Origin of the sequence: Sphingobacterium sp. UBA7625 (assembly GCF_002484085.1) — a bacterium.
Lineage (GTDB): Bacteria > Bacteroidota > Bacteroidia > Sphingobacteriales > Sphingobacteriaceae > Sphingobacterium > Sphingobacterium athyrii.
The window spans coordinates 61,976-81,951 of record NZ_DLJD01000031.1 but is presented as its reverse complement, the minus strand read 5'-3'; the positions used below and the strand labels follow the sequence as shown (position 1 = coordinate 81,951).

Sequence of the window (19,976 nt, the reverse complement as noted above, 5' to 3'; positions counted from 1 at the left end):
CAAAAGAAAGTAAACCTAACCGGTGCTGTGGCTACAGTGAGTGGCAAAGATATGATCAAACGACCCGTTGTCAATACGGCTTCCATGCTGCAGGGGGCAATCCCAGGCGTACAAATCAATCAGGGCTCGGGAGAACCGGGCAATGAAGGCGTATCCATCCGTATTCGGGGCAAGGGCACCTTTAGCGGTGCTGGATCGGATCCCCTGGTGCTCATTGATGGTGTGCAGGGCAAATTCTCCGACGTCAATCCCAACGATATCGAAAATGTCAGTGTGCTAAAAGATGCGGCCTCCGCAGCAATCTACGGTTCGCGTGCAGCCAATGGCGTTATTCTGATCACGACAAAACAAGGGAAATCGGGAAAGACAACGGTTCAGTATGACGGAAATGTGGGTATCTATAAGCCTACGAAAATGTTTGATCTGATCACCAATTCGGCGCAGTATATGGAATTATACAACGAAGCGCGTAAGAATTCCAATCTCAACGATGGCCTATATCCCGCCGATGTGATCGCTGCCTATCGCAATAGTAACGATCCTGTAAAATATCCAAATACGGACTGGCTAGGGCTTATTTTCCAAACTAAACCGACTTATACCCATAATCTCGGTATCCAGGGCGGAAATGAGAAGACAACCTTTAATGTTGGTTTGGGCCACGTCAATCAGGATGGAATGATCAAAGGTTTTAACTACGACCGTTATTCCGCCCGCCTCAATCTGACGACCAAAATCTCGGAAGGTATTAAATTCGGAACAAATATCTTGCTCAAAACAGGACATACCGAATCTATTCCAGGGGGATCCAAAGACCTGTTCCTATCAGCCATGTCGCAGGCACCAACCTATGGCCCATTTTTGCCGGATGGTAGCGGGCGATATACTTACAAAGCTTACGACTGGGAGTACAACAATAAAAACCCAATGGCTGTATTGGATCGGAAATTCACGTACAATACCGATGACTATGCTGCCAATCTACAGGCCTGGATGGAGGTACAGCTGTTTAAAGGTCTTTCCTGGTACACCAAAGGTGCCTATAATTTCAATATGGACAAGTACAAGGATTATAAATCAACGTTGGATGAGTATTACTACCATACGGGTACGCTGGGAACAACATTGGATCTTGGAAAGGGACTTACGGATCAGGATCAGCAAACCATATACACCAATTTATTTACTTACCTGAACTATGATCGCGCGTTTGGCGCGCATCACCTCAAGGCTCAGGCCGGATATAGCATTGAAAAAAGCAAGTATACCTACCTGCAGGGCTTCCGACAGAATTTTGTCGACGATACACTAACGGAATTAAATGCGGGTGGATCGGATATTCAACGGGCAAACGGAACGGCCAACCAGTGGGCGCTGATCTCGTATTTCGGCCGATTGAACTATGATTATCAAGGGAAATACCTCTTGGAAGCCAATATGCGTTACGACGGTAGTTCCAAGTTTTACGGTAAAAACCGTTGGGCAGCGTTTCCTTCTTTCTCTGCAGGCTGGCGTGTATCTGAAGAATCGTTTGTCAAGGAGCTTACTTCAAGTTGGTTGAATAATTTGAAGATCCGTGGATCCTGGGGGCAACTTGGAAATCAGAATGTAGTTGATGTAAATGGGTACGCTCTGAATTATCCATACCAACCAGTATTGGGGCTCACAGGTAATTATTCTTTTGATAACAATACCCTGCAATCTGGAGTTGCACAGCAAAGGTTGACCAACCCATTGATCAAATGGGAAACAACGACCATGACAGATATTGGGATAGATTTAAGTCTGTTCAAAAATTTGGATATTACTTTCGACTGGTATAAAAAGCGAACAACAGACATTCTAAGACCTTCGCAAATTACTGCAATAGTCGGGTTGGGTGCCCCAAATATCAATGACGGTATAGTTGAAAATAAGGGTGTTGAATTGGGAATTACTTATCGGAATCAAATTACTACGGGAGCATTGGAAGGTTTAAGCTATCAGCTAGGTGCAAACCTCGACCGTTTCAAAAACAAGCTGGTAAAATTTGGCGAGCCGGAAATCGGAGGCTATACGATCAAGAAAAATGGCTACGCCATGGATAGCTTTTATAACTACGAGGTCGTCGGTATCTTTCAATCGGAGGCTGAAGTGAGCAGCTCACCAAAACAGTTTAATGATAATACACTGCCAGGAGACCTCAAGTATCGAGATGTCAATGGAGATGGAAAAATTGATGCTAACGATCGAACACTTATCGCCGGAGTGGATCCAAAGCTGAACTATAGTTTTAATCTAAGTGCAAGTTTTAAGGGCTTTGACTTTTCGGCCCTATTACAAGGGGTATATGGTGTCAAATCCTATGTTTCGGGCTGGGGTGTAACACCATTTGTACAAGGTAGCCCCCCGACAAAAGACTGGTTAGACCGTTGGACACCTGAAAATCCTTCGACGACCATGCCTCGTATTTATTGGGGTTGGAGTGCTCCGGAGAAATTTAGCCGTGCTTCCAGTTATTTTATACAGGATGCTTCATACTTCAGGTTGAAAAATCTTGTGTTAGGATATACATTACCGAACGGGCTATTGAAAAAATATAAAATAGACCGCCTACGTGTTTATTTTTCGGGTGATAACCTCGTCACTGCAACCAAATTTAAGGGATTGGATCCTGAGCGCTATGGAAATGGTGATCTGGTACAGTATCCGCAAAACAAGATTTATTCATTTGGTGTACAAGTTAACTTTTAAGTGCTATGAAAAAGAAATTTATAACAGCGTTGATGCTATCCGGTCTATTTTTTGGTTCCTGTAACAGTGCCTTGGACCTCAATCCTTTGGATCAGATTGCTTCGGACAACTATTTTAGCAAAAAATCGGATTTTGATAATGCATTAGCCGGTGTCTATGCATCGTTGCAGAGTGAAGCCTTCTCCTATGGGATGCCTTTTCGGGACTGCCTGACTGACAATGGCTACAATCAGTTCAACTCAGGTAGCGTTAATGAAATCGTAGGTGGGAATTTAAATCCGACCACAGGGGGCTACGAAACCGGTATTTATAACGATGCTTATGTGGGAATAGGACGTGCCAATCGCCTGATCGAGAAGCTTCAGGGTTATAACGGCTCCGATATGAACGATGCAGAGAAGAAAAATATGGAAGCCGAAGCCCGCTTTATCCGTGCTTTTGTTTATTTCCAATTGTACAGTATTTATGGTGAGGTGCCGCTTGTGCTGACTCCCCTCAGTCTGGAGGATCAGCGTCAGCCAAAGGAAAGTGCGGAGAATATTCTAAAACAGATTCGGGCTGATCTGGATTTTGGGATCGCCAACTTAGCGGCTAAACCTTATTTCAATAATGGGGGACATGCGACCGCAAGTTCAGCAAAAACCTTGAAAGCACGAGTTTTATTGTTTGCGGCTTACGGTGACAAAGGGGTGCCAGATTTAGCAATCTTGAAAGAGGTAAAGGACTTATGCACCGATGTCATGAAAGAGTATACCCTGAGTATGGCTTTTGAAAATGTCTTTCGCGATGCAACACAGAAGAACAATACCGAGATTATCTTTTCGGTCAATTTTCTGGCACCGAATAATACAGCCCCCTGGGACATGTACCTAGGCGACTGGATCGCTGCTTCACCTTTACAAAACCTCGTGGATACCTATGAATGCAAAGATGGTCTGCCTTTTGGTGAATCACCATTGACGGACCGGACCAATCCGTTTAAAGATAGGGATCCGCGATTGAGCAAAACAATTTTTGTGGATCATCCTGACTTTGGTGGTGGTAAGATCCATACACCGTCCAACCCGCGGCCTACAGGTTATGGGGTGCTGAAATTTCTGGATCCGGCCAACTTACCTTTTGGCTTTTCAACATTGAGCCAGCAGGATGCGGTTGTACTGCGGTTTGGGGAGGTGTTATTGATGTATGCCGAAGCACAAAATGAAATCGCCGGGCCAGATCAATCGGTTTACGATGCCATGAAAACCCTGAGGAGCCGCGTCCAGATGCCCGGGTTCCCTGCCCGTTATACCAAGGAAAAAATGCGCGAACGTATCCGCCACGAAAGAAGGGTAGAACTTGCTTTCGAAGGACTACGGCATTACGACCTGATCCGTTGGCATATCGCAGGCGAAGTACTCAATGCGGTCAAAGACAGTAAAGTGCCCTATCATTTTGAAGACAAATTTTACCGCTGGCCATTACCACAAACAGAAATTGAAAAGAGCGCAGGTGTGTTAATTCAGAATCCAAATTACAAATAATAAGATTATCGCCTTCTTTTGATCGGCAATTTCCTAAACCAACAACAGCAGCGCGCACGAAGTCCTTTCGATGCGCGCTGTTTTTTGTGCCGATGCGATTACTGTAAAGGGATCAAGACGTTCTGTTCCAAACGTACAGGCACCTGCTTTACTGAGGTAAAACCGTCTTCCTTGGAAATGATGTTGGAAAGATCCAGTCCTCTTTTGGAGAACGTACTGATCAAAGCAGTTCGAAAGGTTGCCTTGGCCGAACCCCAACCTTGTCCTAAGATGGTGTCGTTGTTGAGTTGTATCAGTTCGTCCGTAGAATAATAGTTGAATTTTTCCAGTAAGTGTTGGTAAAGATTTGTTGTTGTAGCCATACAATTTAAAAATTTAAAGGATTAAACCATAAACTGTATCCAGATCTTGGTGGGAAAATAAGCGTTGTGCAACGTTTATTTTGGTCGAAACCCGTATTAATTTACCACCGCGGTGCCTACACTCGGTTGGTATTGCATCATGCAATTCTGAATACTCTACAAATATAGTAGATTATTTTTTATAATAAAAAATATTTTTGTTTTTAACGGTAAATGAGCATTGACAAGAAGATTAGGACGATCAAATGTAGAGGCTGACTGTTGCCTGTGATTTAGTTAGCTGTTGTCTGTGATTTGGTTATGGAGCGGATAGCCGGAAGGGGAATTTATCATGTTACTGTAATCTCATTGAAAATACTTTAAAAAACAGCGATAAGACAATACTTTTGCGCCATGAATAGAATTGCGGAAATTAACGAATACATTGCTGCCGAACGCGAGGTATTATTGCAACACCCTTTATATCGTAAGATCAAAACGATCAAGCATCTACGTTCTTTTACAGAAGGGCATGTGTACGCTGTATGGGATTTTATGTCTTTACTAAAAGCTTTACAGATTAAACTGACCTGTACGACTTTACCTTGGTTTGCGAGCGAGCATCCATCGACACGCTATCTGATCAACGAGATTGTATTGGCTGAGGAATCTGACGAATACATTGATGGTCGTCGGTTGAGCCATTTTGAAATGTATCTGGACGCAATGAGTGAAATGGGGGCAGATCCACACCTGATCAATAAGTTTATCGCCCATGCCAAGAAATCCAAAAGTATTTTCGATGCCATTGCTTTGACCACCTTGGATAAACGGATTAAAGATTTTCTGAACTTTACTTTTGAACTGATCGAAGAGGGACAGGTACATAAAATTGCCGCAGCTTTTACATTCGGACGTGAGGATCTTATCCCAGGTATGTTTACCTCTATTTTGCAGGAGCTAAAAACCAACTTCCCAGAATCGAGCTTGGATAATTTTATCTATTATTTCCAACGTCATATTGATCTGGACGGTGATGAGCATGGTCCTTTGGCAATGCAGATGATCTCTGATCTAGCCAAAGAGGATGACGAGAAATGGGAAGAAATGAAAATAGTGAGTAAAGAGGCGCTTCAAAAGCGCATTGAGCTCTGGAATGCAATAGAAGACTCCCTATAGGGAATCTTCTATTGTTTGGAATCTTTGTAAAAAGAATTAACGGATAGTTTTACAAAAAACTATTCCGACAGAGACGTTTTTATTGCTTTGGCGAAAGCGCTGATAAATTGCGGGTCCAATGTGTCGGAAAATGTATTTATATTCCCCAAGCTGACAATGAGCGCAGGTATTTTTGCTCCCCGTAGGATAGCGTGACTATGGCTTTCAACTGGTTTCTGCGTACTCAATCCTTGATTTTTTAAATTTTGTGTGAGACGGAATGCGAATTCCCGACTTTGATCCTGTATCTTCGGGAGCTCAACGGCTTTTGGATAAAATAAGCCGATTGGCAGTTTTGTGTTTGCAGGATCGACATCGAAATGAATGGAAACCAAGGCATCGCCGGTAAATGCCGCGCGGTCTTTGAGCATCATAAATTCGTCTTTCGAATGGGTTAATACAACTTGAAAACCTTCTTTTTCAAGTTCATTTTGAATCATCTTACAAGCCTGTAACGTAAGATCTTTCTCTTTCAGGCCTTTGCTGTTGGTGGCGCCATTATCTTTGCCGCCATGTCCCGGATCCAGCACAATGGTCTTTACACCGTTTTTAACAGCAGTGAGCGCAGTGATTTTTTCTTTTGGGGGATTAATTAAAGAAAAAGAGACAATTAACACGAATATACAGGGAACAAACAGCAGATACTGATAACCTTTCGTGCGTGGCGATAGATTTCGCATCAACCTGTCGATGCGTTCTACCAATTCATTTTGGTTTTTTAAAATTCTACTTTGCATATAATCTAATTGTTGATGTTGTTGTGTCAGATTCAGCAGGAAGCTTGCATAATCGGTCTTTCCATAGCATTCGCCCACTGCACGGTCGACCTGAAACTCATGTAGGCGGTGCAGTTCTTTCCGAACCCAGTAAATGGCGGGGTTTATCCAGAAAAAGCAGCACATCAATTCGATGTATAATTTGTCGCAGGCATGCCCTTTCAAAATATGCTGTGCCTCATGGGCAAAGATGAGCTTGCCTTCATGACTTTCAATTGCGTTTTTATCCATCACGATGTAATGAAAGATCGAACAATTATTGAATTGATTAAACGGTTGAATCACTTTAATTCCCTGATGCACCTGAAAATCCATTTTCTTTAAGCGGAATGCGAGCTTTAAGCACCGATAAACTAATCGTGTCAGAAAGAAGACTGCGATCAGTAGATAAGCATAAGCGAGTATTTTTTTTAACTCCAACTTGTCCCATAGGTTGGGTTGTTGTTCGGACTCGATCAAAAGAGGCGTATTGGAATTGCTTAACTGCTCTTGTAACGCTATCTCCTGATTTGACTTTGTTTTGGGATCGTTTAAATCGACATAATCGGTCTTAAATTTAAGAAAGGGAACTACGCTACAGAAGCTAACCAATGCAATAAGCAAAAATCGGTTCCAACGAAAAAATGAAAGCTGCCGAAAAGCCAAGACAAACAGCGAGACTAAAATAAGCAAACTGACATTGGCCTCTATGCTATAGGAAAATAGGTTATTCATCTTCTTTACTTTTATTGATAATTTCCTTGATTTTCTCGATGTCAGTTTCGCTGATCTGTTGTTCTTTGACAATGAATGAAACCAAATTTTCGACAGAATCATCAAAATATTTGTTCATCACGCGAGAAAAGAAAAACTTTCGGTACTGCATCTTGGAGATGAGCGGATAATATTGATAAGTCTTCCCGTAGGCATTGAAACCCACATACCCTTTTTTCTCTAAAATCCGTACAATGGATGATATGGTATTATAGGGAGTCGTTTGTGCTGGATCCATATATTCAATGATATCTTTGACAAAGGCCTGCTTTAATTTCCATATAGCATGCATAACCTCTTCTTCTTTTTTTGTTAATTCTTCCATAGTTTAAAGCTATAACTTATTTTTCAGTTTATCAACTTATTTTTAAGTTTTAAAACTGAAAAATAAGTTGATAAACTATAACTGTCTGTTTTGTAGTTGTTTTATTTTTTTTTAATAGGCTTTGTTACCGTCAGTCCGATCAGAGAAACATTTTTGGAAATCTTAATTTTATTTTTTCAATAGATAGTCGGCGACCGCCTGATATGCAGGGTATAGATGGTCTGCTCATGGACGTCAGATGCATAGAAGGCGCCATCAGCATGATAGCTTACTCATATTTTTATAACTCCTCAGTTTGCACGGATCTGAATCTGCTGCGGATGGAAATTCCTGTGCGGTCCTAATATTTCCACTTTGCTTCTGTTTTTGGCTGATTTTACTCTTTTATTTAAAATTGATTGAAAAATGTCTTTTTTTCATAACATATTGGCGTTTGTGAAGAAATGCATATTCCGATTAGTATCTAAGTTTGCAACGCAAAAAATAACATACGCACAAGTGAACTTTTTTCCTCCTTTTTGGGCAAAAGCATTCGGCACCATTGCGGTACTTGTATGCTCCTTTTTAAAAACACAGGCGCAGGACTCGCTACGCATCTCGCTCGCTGATTTGATCAGTAAGTCGCTACAAAACAGTAAGTATATTGAACAGTCACATTTGCTGTTACAGGAAAAGGGGATAGCTTTACAGCAGCAACGGATGGAATTATTGCCTAAAATCAATATCAGGGCTTCTGCAAGTTATGCAAGCAACATGCCTGTTTACGATCAGGGGATATTCGCCAAACCATCACATCATGATGTTATCCATTATTTATATGACACAGGACTCGATTTTTATCTGAATCTCTACAATGGCCATCGGGATCTGATGAAGATCGAATCAAAAAAGCTGGAACTTGAACTGGCGAACATTGACTGGAAGAGTGCCGCCGCGGCGATTAAGCTGGAAATCTCCAACTTATTTTTGGATTTGAATTTAGCTTATCGCAACAGGGCTCTGATCGAAGAGGATATCAAAGATCAGCGGACGCAACTGAAAGAGATCGAACATCGTTACACCGCAGGGGTTGTATTACATAGTGATGTGTTACGGATTTCTCTTGAATTGTCCAAGCGTGAACTGCTGCTGGTGCAGATCACAAATGATATCAGGGCAATTAACCAAAAATTACAGCTGATCGCCGATATACGACAGGAAATTATTCCGATATGTATCCCGATGGAAAGTCATCCGCTGAACTATGCGGAACTTGTGGCCATTGCGAGACAGCAGGCTTTTGTGCTGTTAAAATCTGAAAAGGAAGTGGCATTAAAAAAACTGGATATCAAACAGGCCAAATCAAATTATCTGCCTGAATTGGGCTTGACCAACACATTTACTTTTGCCAATCCACAGGTATTTTTATATCCATATAATGCGAGCTGGTATAACTTAAATATAGTGGGCCTTAAATTGAATATCCCGATATCCGCTTTGTACCTCAACAAAAATATTGTTCGGGGAGCTCAGGTCGCGTTGAAGCGGGAAGAGGTCAAACACCATCATGAAGAGGAAGCGGTGGAAAATGAACTGTTGAAGGCTTATTTGGATTATAATCTTGCATTGGAGCAACAGGCGGTCTGTCAAAAAAATGTGGCGCTGGCTAAGGAAAATGCCCGTATTATAAAAAATAGATATTTCAAGTCTTCGGCACTGATTACGGATCTATTGGATGCTGATATGCAATGCCTCAAGACAAACTTTGATCTGGAATCCGCTCGGATCGCGCTACAGAAACACTATTATTTTATTGAATTTTTGAAAGGTACTATCTAATGAAACCTAAATCAGGCCGGTCAATGACCGATGTACAATTGACACGCATCACCAATTGGTTTGCTGGAATTGCTTTGTTGGCACTTTTACTATGGGGCGGAAGGATACTCTGGTTGCGCATACGCTATACCTACACCAACGATGCCCAAGTGACGCAATATATTAATCCCATCATCTCCCGTGTGGGCGGTTACATTATTTCGGTTCACTATAAAGATCATCAATCGGTCAAGCGTGGCGACACGTTGTTACTGATTGATAATCGGGAATACAAATATGAAGCGGATCAGGCTTCTGCTTCGATAAATAGAGAAAATGCAGAAATCAACGTGCTGGGCAGCCAAAAGGAAATATTGCAAGCCGAACATGAAGCATTGGAAAAATCCATTGTTGCTGCCGAAGCACGGGTGACGAAACAGCAATTGGAATATGACCGCTACAAATTTCTATTTGACGAAAAATCTGCTACGGCACAGCAGCTGGAAGATATAAAAGCAACGCTGGAGGTGTATAACAGTGAGCTTGCCGCATTACAGCATAAGTTGGAGGCCTCTCGGGACCGTGTGAATGATGTTGATGTGAAAAAGGGGGTGATCAATGCGGAGAAAGTACGCTTGTCGGCCGCAGCAAACCGAAAGCACCTTGATGTGGGCTACACGGTAATCCGGGCACCTTATGATGGCCGGGTAGGTAAGCGTACCATTGAAAAGGGACAAATGGTAAATCCGGGGGAGGTGCTTGGGTTTATCGTCAATAGCGAGACACCAATATGGGTAACGGCCAACTTTAAGGAAACACAATTGCGCTATCTTCATCTTGGCGGCCGTGTACAAGTTGTTGCGGACGCTTATCCGGATGAAATATTTTATGGAAAGATAATCTCTATTTCCCCGGCGACAGGATCTTCTTTTTCGCTGCTCCCACCAGATAATGCAACCGGCAACTTTGTAAAGATCGTACAGCGTGTACCCGTCCGTATTGAACTGGATAAAGGCAAGGGCGGAGCAAAATTACTCTCAGGGATGAACGTCAATGTTTCAGTCTCAAAAAACCAATAGCAGTGAAAGGAATTTTTAAAGACTGGGTGCCCGAATGGCTAATTAAGCTGATTTTATTCAGTGGATTGATGCCGAGTATGGTCTTGTTTTTTCTACCGGGGGCCAATGTCAATGTCACTGCTGGTTTCTACGGCGCGCAGCCCAGTGATGTCCAATTTCTCATTATTTTATTCTACGCGGGATTTGTAGGATTCTATGTGTTGGAGCGCCGCTTCTTTCAATACTTTCCGGTCAAACAGTACTATATCATTTTCAACCTCCTGCAATTGCTCAATTGCTACCTGATGTACCGTATCAGGGAGATTGATTGGATATTCGGTTTACGCTTTTTTCAGGGCATGTTGTTCGCATCGGCTGTCAACCTTTCCATCTCTATGATATTTTCCAGACTGAAAACCGAACGTGCGAAGGAGGGAAGCTATGCAATTTTTTTTGGTATGCTACTTTGCAGTTCGCCTTTCAATACCTTTGTGACAGCAGAATTTATTGACTCATTCAACTTTGATGAACTTTATCTCTACGCCGCCTTCTCTTTTGTTCCAGGACTTCTGCTGATTATGCTCACCATGAAGCCTATTCGACATAACCGGCCTTACCCTTTGTTTTCCCTGGATTGGGCGAGCTTCATCCTCTACAGTTTGACCGTTGTGAGTTTCGGTTATCTGATGGTGTATGGTCAGGAGCGCTATTGGTTTTCGGATACCTCCATGCTGACCGTACTGATTGGTGGAATTTTATGCCTGGGCCTGTTTATCATGAGGCAGATAGCAATCAAACGAGTCTATATCGAGCTATCCATTTTTGGAAATAAAAAATTCTTGCTTGGAATCCTTGTTCTGTACATGATGTATATTGAACGGTTTTCCCTGGCGATTTCCAATCAATATTTTCTTCAGGTTATCCGCTTGGATCCCATTCACCTGTCCTATATTCAATGGTTCAATATCCTTGGAATTGTATCCGGTGTGATGCTCTCTCTCTATTGGTTATTACAACGGCGTACAGTGAAATGGATCTGGATTGTTGGCTACTGTTGCCTATTGGGCTTTCATCAATATATGTTTTTCTCATTTGAAAGCGAGGGCAATGAAGATCATTTCTGGTTGCCTTTGGTATTGCATGGGCTGGGTGTAGGCCTGATTATGGTTCCGACAATTTTATTCGTGATCACCAGCGTACGCCCCCAATTGAGCGCCTCGGCGGCGGCAGCTTGTTTGGCTGTCCGTTACCTTGGCTATACCAGTAGTATTGGTCTGCAGAATTTCTTTAAATTATTTGAAGATGCCCAGCACCGGGAGGTTTTCCGAGATCAGCTGCAGTCAAGCAATCTGATATTTGAAGATTATGTTCAGCAGGAATCACACCGGGTAATGCAACAGGGACTGCCCTTTCAGGAACATACTGCAGCATTAAAACTCATCAGTGAACGGGTTAATATACAGTCTTTTGTCCGCTATGGTATGGACTACTATGAACTGATGTCTATGATCAGTATCAGCATCTTACTGCTGATACTGATTTCTCCTTCCTTGAAAAGCATGTATAAGAAGCTTAAAAAGAATCAAATTTCACCTGTCTGACGGCTTGGGCATCACAGCTGATCAATATCCCAAATGGCTGCTGCACGCTGCAATTCAACCAATGCAACTGCATAATTGTAGCGTGCTTCATCATAGGCCAGCTGGGTTTCATTGTAGGAGCGTTGTGCGTTGATCACTTCCAGCAGAGCGGTTTCACCCCGGGAATAACTATATATCTTTCCCTCCAAGATAGCCCTGGCTTCCTGCAGCATCGTGCCGTTAAACCATGCAGAACAAAGTTATCAAATTTACCCTGGTTTTGTGATTTAACGCCTGTTGTTTTTGTCGATGTTCATATTCTTGCCATACGACAAGTGTATCTTGCTTTCAATCAGTTAACTTTGATGATATAACCCAGGTGCCCAGCACCTATAGATCAATGAGCGATGGATAAACCAAAATCAGCAAAATTAGAAGTCATTATCCCCGCGTATCGGATGCACAGTCAGAATTTTATCAATGTGCTGGATGGTATCACGGAGGAGCATGCACATCAACGTATCAACGGGCAGACCAACCACATGGTGTGGATGGCCGGTAATTTTGTCAATGTACGTTATGGGATTGCATATGTCTTGGGGCTTCAGGAGGAAGATCCCTATCATGACTTATTTTTTATGGGGAAAACCTTGGACGAAAAGTTTAACTACCCAAGTTTACAAGAATTGAAAGATAGTTTTTATGCCATTTCTCCCAAAGTTTATCAGCGTCTGCTGGAAGTAGACGATGCGGAATTGGCGGAGATTTTTAAAATTGACATGAACATTCCTTTTATCGAGGAGAATAAGCTCAACTTTGTGGGAATGTGCATTGGAAGGCAGGATTATCTTTGTGGTCAAATGGCTCTGATGCGGCGTATACTCAATTATCCAAGTATGAAATACGATGTGGATGAAAGCATGGCCTATTAGGAATGAAACAGCCTAAGTGAACGTTTCGTAAAGACTGTGCTTCACTTAGGCTGTTAACCGGTTTTTAGCTTAGATATGTTAGAATCTCATCGATACATTGGAGGGCAATAAACCGCTCATGTTCTAAATTAATCTCATGCTGTTCATGCGTCCATGTGATATGGTAGGGGATGTGAACGCCAAAACCGCCGATTTCGAGTACTGGCAGGATATCGGATTTGAGGGAGTTGCCCAACATCATAAAGCGATCAGGTGTGCAATCTAGATGCTTGAGCAATTTACGATAGTCTTTTTCTTTTTTATCGCTCATGATTTCGATGTGGTGAAAATAGTCTTCCAACCCGGAATTTTTTAATTTCCGTTCCTGATCCAAGAGGTCACCCTTGGTTGCAATGACCAGTCTGTAATCGCCCTTTAGCTGTGTCAGCGTTTCGGTCACACCCGGTAGCAATTCAATGGGCTTCTGCAAGAGCTCATGTCCGATCGCTATAATTTGATTAATGACCTGAACGGGAAGGGTATTTTCCGAGATCCGGGTGGCGGTCTCAATCATACATAACATAAAACCTTTGATCCCATAGCCATAGAGGTGCAGATTTTTCATCTCGGTAGCAAAGAGCTCCTGTGAGATGGTATGCTGTGGAAGATAGTTTTCTAAAAGTATGCAAAATTGCTTTTCGGCTTCCTGAAAATAGGATTCATTTGCCCAGAGGGTATCGTCTGCATCAAAAGCGATGGTTGTTATCTTATTTTTCATTTGTGTAATTATTTGTCAATTTCGAAATATTCATTTGAACACTTCGAAATCGGTTCATTTAACTGTATAGCTATTTGTTTGTCATCTTTTTTTTAAACGGTATCCCTGATTCTGTGCGCTAGCTTATTCACTGATGGACTTCTTTTTCTGCTTGTTATTAGTGGCATCCATTCGTATACACGTCTCAGCCTGAATAAATCATGCTGGATTCAGCTATACTTTTGTATTTTTATGGAGCTAATTTCTCAAAAGCAAATCATTATTAAAAGGACATTTGTCCCGGATCGTTATGTTAAGAACAAATCAATCGTTTTTGGATCGTACGACAGCGCTTTACAGGCAGCAACAGCGGCAGGAAGATATTGTGATCAGAAAATATATCAAGGGACAAAACGTATATCATCAAGGGGTAGTATCGACCAAAGTCATGGTCATCAGTGAAGGAATAGCGAAATGTTATTTTACCGAAGCCAACGACAAGGAATATATCGTTGAGTTTCTTTCAACCGGAGAAATTATTGGTGAGATCGAATGTATTCGTCCTATCCCCAGCCTGTGCAGTATACAGGCGATGACGGATGTGACTGTGTATGCGTTTTCCAAAGCGTATTTTCGAAAGCTATTGGAAAGCGATATCACGTTGAGCAATATGTTGCTGGATATTATGGCACAGCGTATTGTGCATACCTCAAGTCGTGCGTCTTACCAGCAGTTATACAGCCTGGAACATAGTTTGAGCCGTTTATTGGAAATCCAATCCCAACAGGATATCGTGATAAAGAAGGAAGACATGGCCGCCTATCTTGGAATTTCGGTCAGAAGTCTCAATCGAGAACTCAAGAAATTACTGTAATTATGGAAAAAGATCATCCAATCTTCTGAGAATAGATGTTGTTCAGAAGACTGGATGAATGCCTGTATTATTCGCTGCCTTTGATGGTGAAGATCACGCCGGAATAGTTATCGTGATCAGGACCGATATAAAGCAGGTCCACTCCTTTTTTATTTGGTTCTTTGAGTTGTTCCAGAAATAGTTTATAGTTCATCCGCTCTATTTTTTCTTCCCAATCTGTTTCGGATTTCGGTTTGATGGAACTGATATTGTCCATCTCAAAAAGCGCTTTACTTGTTTCAAGTTGTTTGGAACGTTGAATGAATATCGTGTCAGCGACAATCTTATTAATTTTTATCCATCCTGAAGGTAATCCGTTAATATTCCCACCGTTGCTGTTGGTAAAAAATGTTACACCATAAAGTTGACCTGCTTCCAGATGCTGTAGATTGCTGAATAATTTTTCCGTATCATTTTCACGTTGTTGGCCAGCAATTTTGTTCTTTACCCCATAAATTCCAGCCCAGATCAAGATAGCCGCAAATACAAATACAAAACCTTTCCATAGCTGAAAGTAAGGGATTGAATACGCTTTTTTTAAGGTTTTGATCTCTGCTTTAAGCTCGTCGGAGTAATTGCGTGCATGGATAAGTTGGCCACGTCCATCATATAGCCGCGAAATCTTGACAAGACCACCGCCAAAGGGGAGACCAAGAAATTTGCGTGCGGGCGTAATAATCTGTAAAGTAAAAGTTCTGGCTGAACTTTCATTCTTTAAGGTCGTTGTTACCGTCTTTTCGGCTAGTACAAAGTCGTAGATACTGTAAATAAATAACATAGTTGTTGTGATTTAAGCAAATGGAACAGCAGGATAGACTGCTGTCCTAACAAAAACCTTTTGTGATAAAGGTGGACGGCAAATTTAAAAGAAAAAGCAGAAAATTGGAACTTAAGAACGGAGATTTGAGTATTGTATAAAAAATGGGTAAATTGAAATCCGTTAAAACGATGTTTTGACATACAAAACAAATAGAAATGCAGCACTTTAGCATCATGTACCTAAAAATCGTCTTATTTTTTATGTGTGTAACAAGCTGTGCGATGGGACAAAAAATCAACAAGTCCTTATTGGATAAAACCCTGTCCAACCATTATTCCAATGGAAATGAACCGGGAATCGTTGTTGCGATCAGTCAGCACGGACAGATCCGTTATCAATATGCAGTAGGAATGGCAGATTTGAAAACGAAACAAAAGATCACGGAGAAGACCCATTTTCGGATGGCCTCCGTGAGTAAGCAGGTGACAGCGCAGGCTATTTGTCGCTTATTTGACCAGGGGAAATTACATCCAACGGATCAATTAGGATCTTTTTTTAATAATTTACCGATGGCTCTGCGGGGTATAACCGTTGTTCAATTACTTCAGCACCGGTCGGGGATCATGGATTATGAAGCATTGATACCCACAGGCCGAACAGCACAGGTGTCAGATCAGGATGTACTGGATTATATCCGGCAGACGGATACGCTCTATTTCCCAATAGGGAGCCAATTCCGATACAGCAATACAGGTTATTGCCTACTGGCATTGATTGTGGAAGAGGTGGCGAAGGAATCATTTGCAACTTTCGTGAAAAAGAATTTATTTCAGCCGAATGGTATTGTGGAAGGAACCATCTATACGGCTGACGCGGATATCCCCAATCGTGCTTTGGGCTATCATCCTAAGGAGGATACCTTTGTGTTTGCGGATCAGAGTGTGACCAGTGCCACACAAGGCGATGGAGGTGCCTACTTATCGGCAATCGAATATCATCAATGGGCCAATTTTTTGCTTCATAAGCGTTTTCAGCAGGCCGGTATACGGGATTTGCTGGAAAACGAGCACTTGGCGGTAAAAGATGGCGTTTCCTACAATTTGGGCTGGTTTATCTATCCTTTCGGTCAAAATACAGTATGCTTTCATTCCGGTGAATCAACGGGCTTCCATAATATCGTTTATTTAGACAAGCAGAAAGAGCTTGTTGTTACCTTATTTAGCAATCGTGATGACCTTCGGATTGCAGAAGCATTTGACGCCCTGCTGGAGGAGATGAAACTACGTAAACCAATGGATGAAAGCGGACAAAACGAAACGGTTTTTGGCTGGCTCAATGCGGTATATGCGAATTAACCTGTCTTGTTGAAAAAGCAAGATCGCCTATCCTTTTTGAAGGCGTTGGCGATCTGCTATTAAGGCTGTTAAAGTGCCTGCATCAATAAAATGCCCCTTGAGGTAAGCAACTATTGTCTCCATGTCCGCCACTTCATGGACCAAGAGGTCTGTTGCGGCTGAAAGTAAATGGGCCAATAAAGAATTGACGATGGAACCCGGTTGTTCCTTATGTAATGGAAGGGCTACCATGCCGATTCAACTATCCCTTAATTCCTTTTAACCAGTCTCTAAATTTGCCAACCTGTTCAGCGATAAAAGATTCGTGATCTTCATTTTCTTCGTCCCCGCCGGGGAGAATATGTTCAAAATAAGATCCTTTCAGGATTTTTCGTAATAACCCTTCTCCTATGAATGGTTTGTCGTCGTTCAGTGTCCGTGCTGCTTTTAGCAAGTGACGGATATCATATTGTAAAGGATTGATATCGGGTACTTGTTTGTTGAGATTCAAGAGTTCGTACACGGCAATGCGTGCGGTTCTGACGGAGCTTTCCATGGTAAAGACGACGTCGTTGTTTGTTTCGACGAACTGTCCAACGAGGCCTAGATTTTTACAGCCTTCGGGCACTACTCTTGGGCGGTCACCTTTAGCACGAGGCATAAACATGGAGGTGATATAAGGCATAAATGTCGTACGGACAATCGTATTTTTAATGACATCATCCAATTGGTCTATTATTCCAAGGTGATGACATAGTTCAGCCAAAATTTCATTTCCGGTACATTCGGGCATGGTCTTTTTAACATAATTTCCTTGCTTGTCCATAAATAGGGCATAGACCCAAAGGACAAGAACATCGTCGGGCTGGCCCGGGAAGTGCGGTTGTCTGTTGCAGGTGAAGCTCATCAGCCAATTGGAATCTGTAATTGTGATAATACCACCAGTGACTGTTTTTCCGGAGTATGGGTCATTGACCGAATAGCCTTTCAATTTTTCGATTAATGCCGAAGGTTTACAAGTCAGTGTAGCAGATTCCCAGGCTGATTTTTCAATATTGCTACAGAATTTTTCTGGCTTACCGAAAATAGCAGACTTGGCGGCCAGATTTTTCCAAAGTTTCCAGCCGGCACTTTGTCCGCTTGTGCTGTTGTCGATATCGATGATCGGTGCTTTGACATTATCACCATAGAAGGTGTCTTCGGTCATTGAGCCGGTTGTGACAATCACAAAGTCATTTGGACCGAGCGGGATGCGTACTTCCTTGCCATCTTGCTCGGTAATGATGCCTTCAACGGTTTTTCCTTCAGTATTGCTCTGTATGTCGAGATCTTTGACCAGCACATTGAACTGAATTTTAACGCCTTTATCTTGTAATACGCGACGCAACGGGGTGACGAAAGTATCATATTGATTGTATTTTGGAAATACAAGGGACGAAAGGTCATTTAATCCATCGATCGCATGAAGGAAACGATGCATGTATAGTTTCAATTCCAATAAGCTATGCCAGTTTTCAAAAGCAAACATGGTGCGCCAAAAAGTCCAGAAATTACTGCTTAAGAAAGATTCGCTGAAATAATCTTCAATTGTCAGGTCATCCAATTCTTCTTTCTTCTTCAGTAGGAGCTTGACGATCGCCAGTTGATCTTTTTTGGCTAGTCCAAATTTGCTGAAATCTTTTATTTCACCAAGATTGTGGATAAGCCGTGCCTTTGAATAGTTGGAATCGTTGTCGTTGATCAATCTATATTCATCGAGTACACTATAAGGAGCAGGCATTTCCAAGGCTGGAATATCCTGAAACATATCCCATAGATTTTCATAGGTCATGTCCATTTCACGTCCGCCGCGAATAACATAACCATCTTTGGCATTGCCAGCGCCATCAAGGGATCCGCCTTCAACATGTAATTGCTCCAAAAAGGTGATATTTTCAGCTGGCACATGTCCGTCACGGATGAAATAGTATGCAGCTGACATGCCGGCAATCCCGCTACCGACAATGTAGATTTTACTGTCCTTATAAGATTTGGTCGGGATTCCCTTGTTACGTTGATAGTTTCCTATTTGATCTGAAAAAGGCATGGCCTTTTTGGGCGTATTGCGTTGTTGTTCTGTGCTTGAATCCGGTTCATGATTTACATTTCTATATTCAGCAGATGCATTTAATACTTTGTCGAATTTTGAGGTGATTTCTTTCATGATTCTTATTGTTTTTAATTCTTGAGTAAAGTTAGTCATACTCCTTAGATCATTTATGCCCTCAAATTCGCTATTGTTCTACCGAATTTCCTTTTTTTACATATTTTGTCTTTTTCGATATTCAGAAGGCGATAACATAGCGTATTTCTTGAAAAACCGGCCAAAAGCAGAGATCGAATTGAAACCTATCGCATAGGCGATATCGGAAATGGTCTTTTCAGGATTTCCAAGTAGCGCATAGGCCTCTTTGAGTAAATTTTCGTCTATGATTTCATGCGGGGTCTTCCCAGATGCTTTCTTAACAATACTAATCAGGTATTTGTTTGAAATAAATAACCTGTCAGCGTAATATTTTACATCTTTGCATTGACTGCAATGCTGCTGTACCAGTTCTGTGAACTTAAAAAAAAGACTGTTTGCTTCCTGAATTGTCTCAACAGCATCTTGATCCTCCACAGCCAAAGCATCAGCTATTTCGAGCAATAGGTTAAATATTATGGTGCGAATAATGTCAGGAGTAAAACGTGTGGTCCGGAGGGTTACCTCGCTCAGGTATTCGAGAAGCTTTAATAGTTTTTCGACTAGCTTTGCTGTACTGGGGATAATGGCAAAGGTCGATTTATTGAACAGCCCCAGTTTTTCGATGAAAAACGGATTGGCAATATTTTTCAGTAGAAATAACTTGTCAAAGAAAAGTAGTTTCATTCTGAAATCCTTGCTAACCGCTGTGAATTTAATGATGGTGGAAGGGGCTGAAACAAGTAAGCTATGCTGGGTTAATGTATGTTTCTGGTTGTCGATTTCTACTTGAATTGTCCCGGCAGTGCAAACGCAAATGGCATAAAAATCGATACGAAATGAATTGCTGGGGTATTCAAAAAGCGGATTGCCAGAGGAGATATAATAGGGACGATTACAATCTACACCAAAGAAAGATAAGGTATCTTGCAGGCTATCGTGTGTATTTCGATTGATCTTGATGCGAAACTTCATA

The 19,976-nt window shown here is 41.9% G+C and carries 18 protein-coding genes and 1 riboswitch; of the genes, 9 read left to right on the top strand and 9 right to left on the bottom strand.

The window, feature by feature from the left end; all coding sequences use genetic code 11:
• Positions 1–2,733 (top strand): SusC/RagA family TonB-linked outer membrane protein (locus tag B4G94_RS14650; protein WP_286859752.1); only part of this gene is annotated, 2,733 nt, incomplete at its 5' end.
• 5 nt (positions 2,734–2,738) lie between these two features.
• Entirely contained in the window at positions 2,739–4,256 is a 1,518-nt protein-coding gene (locus B4G94_RS14645; protein WP_286859750.1) for a RagB/SusD family nutrient uptake outer membrane protein, read from the top strand.
• Between the two features lie 98 nt (positions 4,257–4,354).
• Here B4G94_RS14645 and B4G94_RS14640 read toward each other — a convergent pair whose 3' ends face one another.
• Positions 4,355–4,618, bottom strand: coding sequence for a 5-oxoprolinase (locus B4G94_RS14640; protein ID WP_108632856.1), 264 nt, complete (start codon positions 4,616–4,618; stop codon positions 4,355–4,357).
• Between the two features lie 66 nt (positions 4,619–4,684).
• A riboswitch (SAM-I-IV-variant riboswitch) is annotated at positions 4,685–4,778 on the bottom strand.
• A gap of 233 nt (positions 4,779–5,011) precedes the next feature.
• On the opposite strand from B4G94_RS14640, the gene B4G94_RS14635 reads away from it, so the two are divergent.
• Positions 5,012–5,776: a DUF3050 domain-containing protein gene (locus B4G94_RS14635; protein WP_165305860.1), complete on the top strand. Its 765-nt coding sequence runs from the start codon at positions 5,012–5,014 to the stop codon at positions 5,774–5,776.
• Positions 5,777–5,835: 59 nt separating this feature from the next.
• On the opposite strand, the gene B4G94_RS14630 is transcribed toward B4G94_RS14635, so the two are convergent.
• Both B4G94_RS14630 and B4G94_RS14625 read right to left on the bottom strand, forming a co-directional pair.
• The gene (locus tag B4G94_RS14630) at positions 5,836–7,305 is read right to left on the bottom strand and encodes an N-acetylmuramoyl-L-alanine amidase (RefSeq protein WP_286859748.1); all 1,470 of its coding nucleotides are present in this window, start codon (positions 7,303–7,305) and stop codon (positions 5,836–5,838) included.
• The gene (locus tag B4G94_RS14625; RefSeq protein ID WP_108632853.1) at positions 7,298–7,669 is read right to left on the bottom strand and encodes a BlaI/MecI/CopY family transcriptional regulator; all 372 of its coding nucleotides are present in this window, start codon (positions 7,667–7,669) and stop codon (positions 7,298–7,300) included. Before B4G94_RS14625 ends, B4G94_RS14630 begins: the two co-directional genes overlap by 8 nt.
• 498 nt (positions 7,670–8,167) lie before the next feature.
• Between B4G94_RS14625 and B4G94_RS14620 the strand changes: the two genes are divergently transcribed.
• From B4G94_RS14620 to B4G94_RS14610, 3 genes are read left to right on the top strand one after another with little or no spacing between them, the layout of a single operon-like run.
• The gene (locus B4G94_RS14620; protein WP_286859745.1) at positions 8,168–9,487 is read left to right on the top strand and encodes a TolC family protein; all 1,320 of its coding nucleotides are present in this window, start codon (positions 8,168–8,170) and stop codon (positions 9,485–9,487) included.
• Entirely contained in the window at positions 9,487–10,545 is a 1,059-nt protein-coding gene (locus B4G94_RS14615) for an HlyD family secretion protein (protein ID WP_286859744.1), read from the top strand. The genes B4G94_RS14620 and B4G94_RS14615 overlap by 1 nt, the downstream gene beginning before the upstream one ends.
• A 2-nt stretch (positions 10,546–10,547) precedes the next feature.
• Positions 10,548–12,125: a hypothetical protein gene (locus B4G94_RS14610; RefSeq protein WP_286859743.1), complete on the top strand. Its 1,578-nt coding sequence runs from the start codon at positions 10,548–10,550 to the stop codon at positions 12,123–12,125.
• An 11-nt stretch (positions 12,126–12,136) separates the two neighbouring features.
• Here B4G94_RS14610 and B4G94_RS14605 read toward each other — a convergent pair whose 3' ends face one another.
• Positions 12,137–12,337 carry a TolC family protein gene (locus tag B4G94_RS14605; RefSeq protein ID WP_286859741.1) on the bottom strand — a complete coding sequence of 67 codons (201 nt, stop codon included), beginning with the start codon at positions 12,335–12,337 and terminating at the stop codon, positions 12,137–12,139.
• Between the two features lie 174 nt (positions 12,338–12,511).
• On the opposite strand from B4G94_RS14605, the gene B4G94_RS14600 reads away from it, so the two are divergent.
• A complete protein-coding gene (locus B4G94_RS14600; protein ID WP_108632848.1) occupies positions 12,512–13,036 on the top strand; it encodes a hypothetical protein in 525 nt (174 codons plus the stop codon).
• Positions 13,037–13,100: 64 nt separating this feature from the next.
• Here the strand turns inward: B4G94_RS14600 and B4G94_RS14595 are convergent, their stop codons facing one another.
• On the bottom strand, positions 13,101–13,793 hold the full coding sequence (locus tag B4G94_RS14595; protein ID WP_286859739.1) for an HAD family hydrolase: 693 nt from the start codon (positions 13,791–13,793) through the stop codon (positions 13,101–13,103).
• Positions 13,794–14,082: 289 nt separating this feature from the next.
• Here B4G94_RS14595 and B4G94_RS14590 point away from each other — a divergent pair, with 289 nt between their 5' ends.
• Positions 14,083–14,646 (top strand): Crp/Fnr family transcriptional regulator, encoded by a 564-nt coding sequence (locus B4G94_RS14590; RefSeq protein ID WP_286859738.1) that lies wholly within the window; start codon positions 14,083–14,085, stop codon positions 14,644–14,646.
• A gap of 67 nt (positions 14,647–14,713) precedes the next feature.
• Here the strand turns inward: B4G94_RS14590 and B4G94_RS14585 are convergent, their stop codons facing one another.
• Positions 14,714–15,463 (bottom strand): hypothetical protein, encoded by a 750-nt coding sequence (locus tag B4G94_RS14585; protein ID WP_286859736.1) that lies wholly within the window; start codon positions 15,461–15,463, stop codon positions 14,714–14,716.
• 263 nt (positions 15,464–15,726) lie between these two features.
• Between B4G94_RS14585 and B4G94_RS14580 the strand changes: the two genes are divergently transcribed.
• Positions 15,727–16,800 carry a serine hydrolase domain-containing protein gene (locus tag B4G94_RS14580; RefSeq protein WP_286859735.1) on the top strand — a complete coding sequence of 358 codons (1,074 nt, stop codon included), beginning with the start codon at positions 15,727–15,729 and terminating at the stop codon, positions 16,798–16,800.
• Between the two features lie 27 nt (positions 16,801–16,827).
• Here B4G94_RS14580 and B4G94_RS14575 read toward each other — a convergent pair whose 3' ends face one another.
• The 3 genes from B4G94_RS14575 to B4G94_RS14565 form a co-directional block, all read right to left on the bottom strand.
• Positions 16,828–17,031, bottom strand: a complete 204-nt coding sequence (locus tag B4G94_RS14575; protein ID WP_286859733.1) for a hypothetical protein — start codon at positions 17,029–17,031, stop codon at positions 16,828–16,830.
• 10 nt (positions 17,032–17,041) lie between these two features.
• Entirely contained in the window at positions 17,042–18,982 is a 1,941-nt protein-coding gene (locus B4G94_RS14570) for an oleate hydratase (protein WP_165305874.1), read from the bottom strand.
• Positions 18,983–19,078: 96 nt separating this feature from the next.
• Complete coding sequence (locus B4G94_RS14565; RefSeq protein WP_286859732.1) at positions 19,079–19,975, bottom strand: helix-turn-helix domain-containing protein; 897 nt, start codon at positions 19,973–19,975, stop codon at positions 19,079–19,081.
• Position 19,976: the final 1 nt, after the last annotated feature.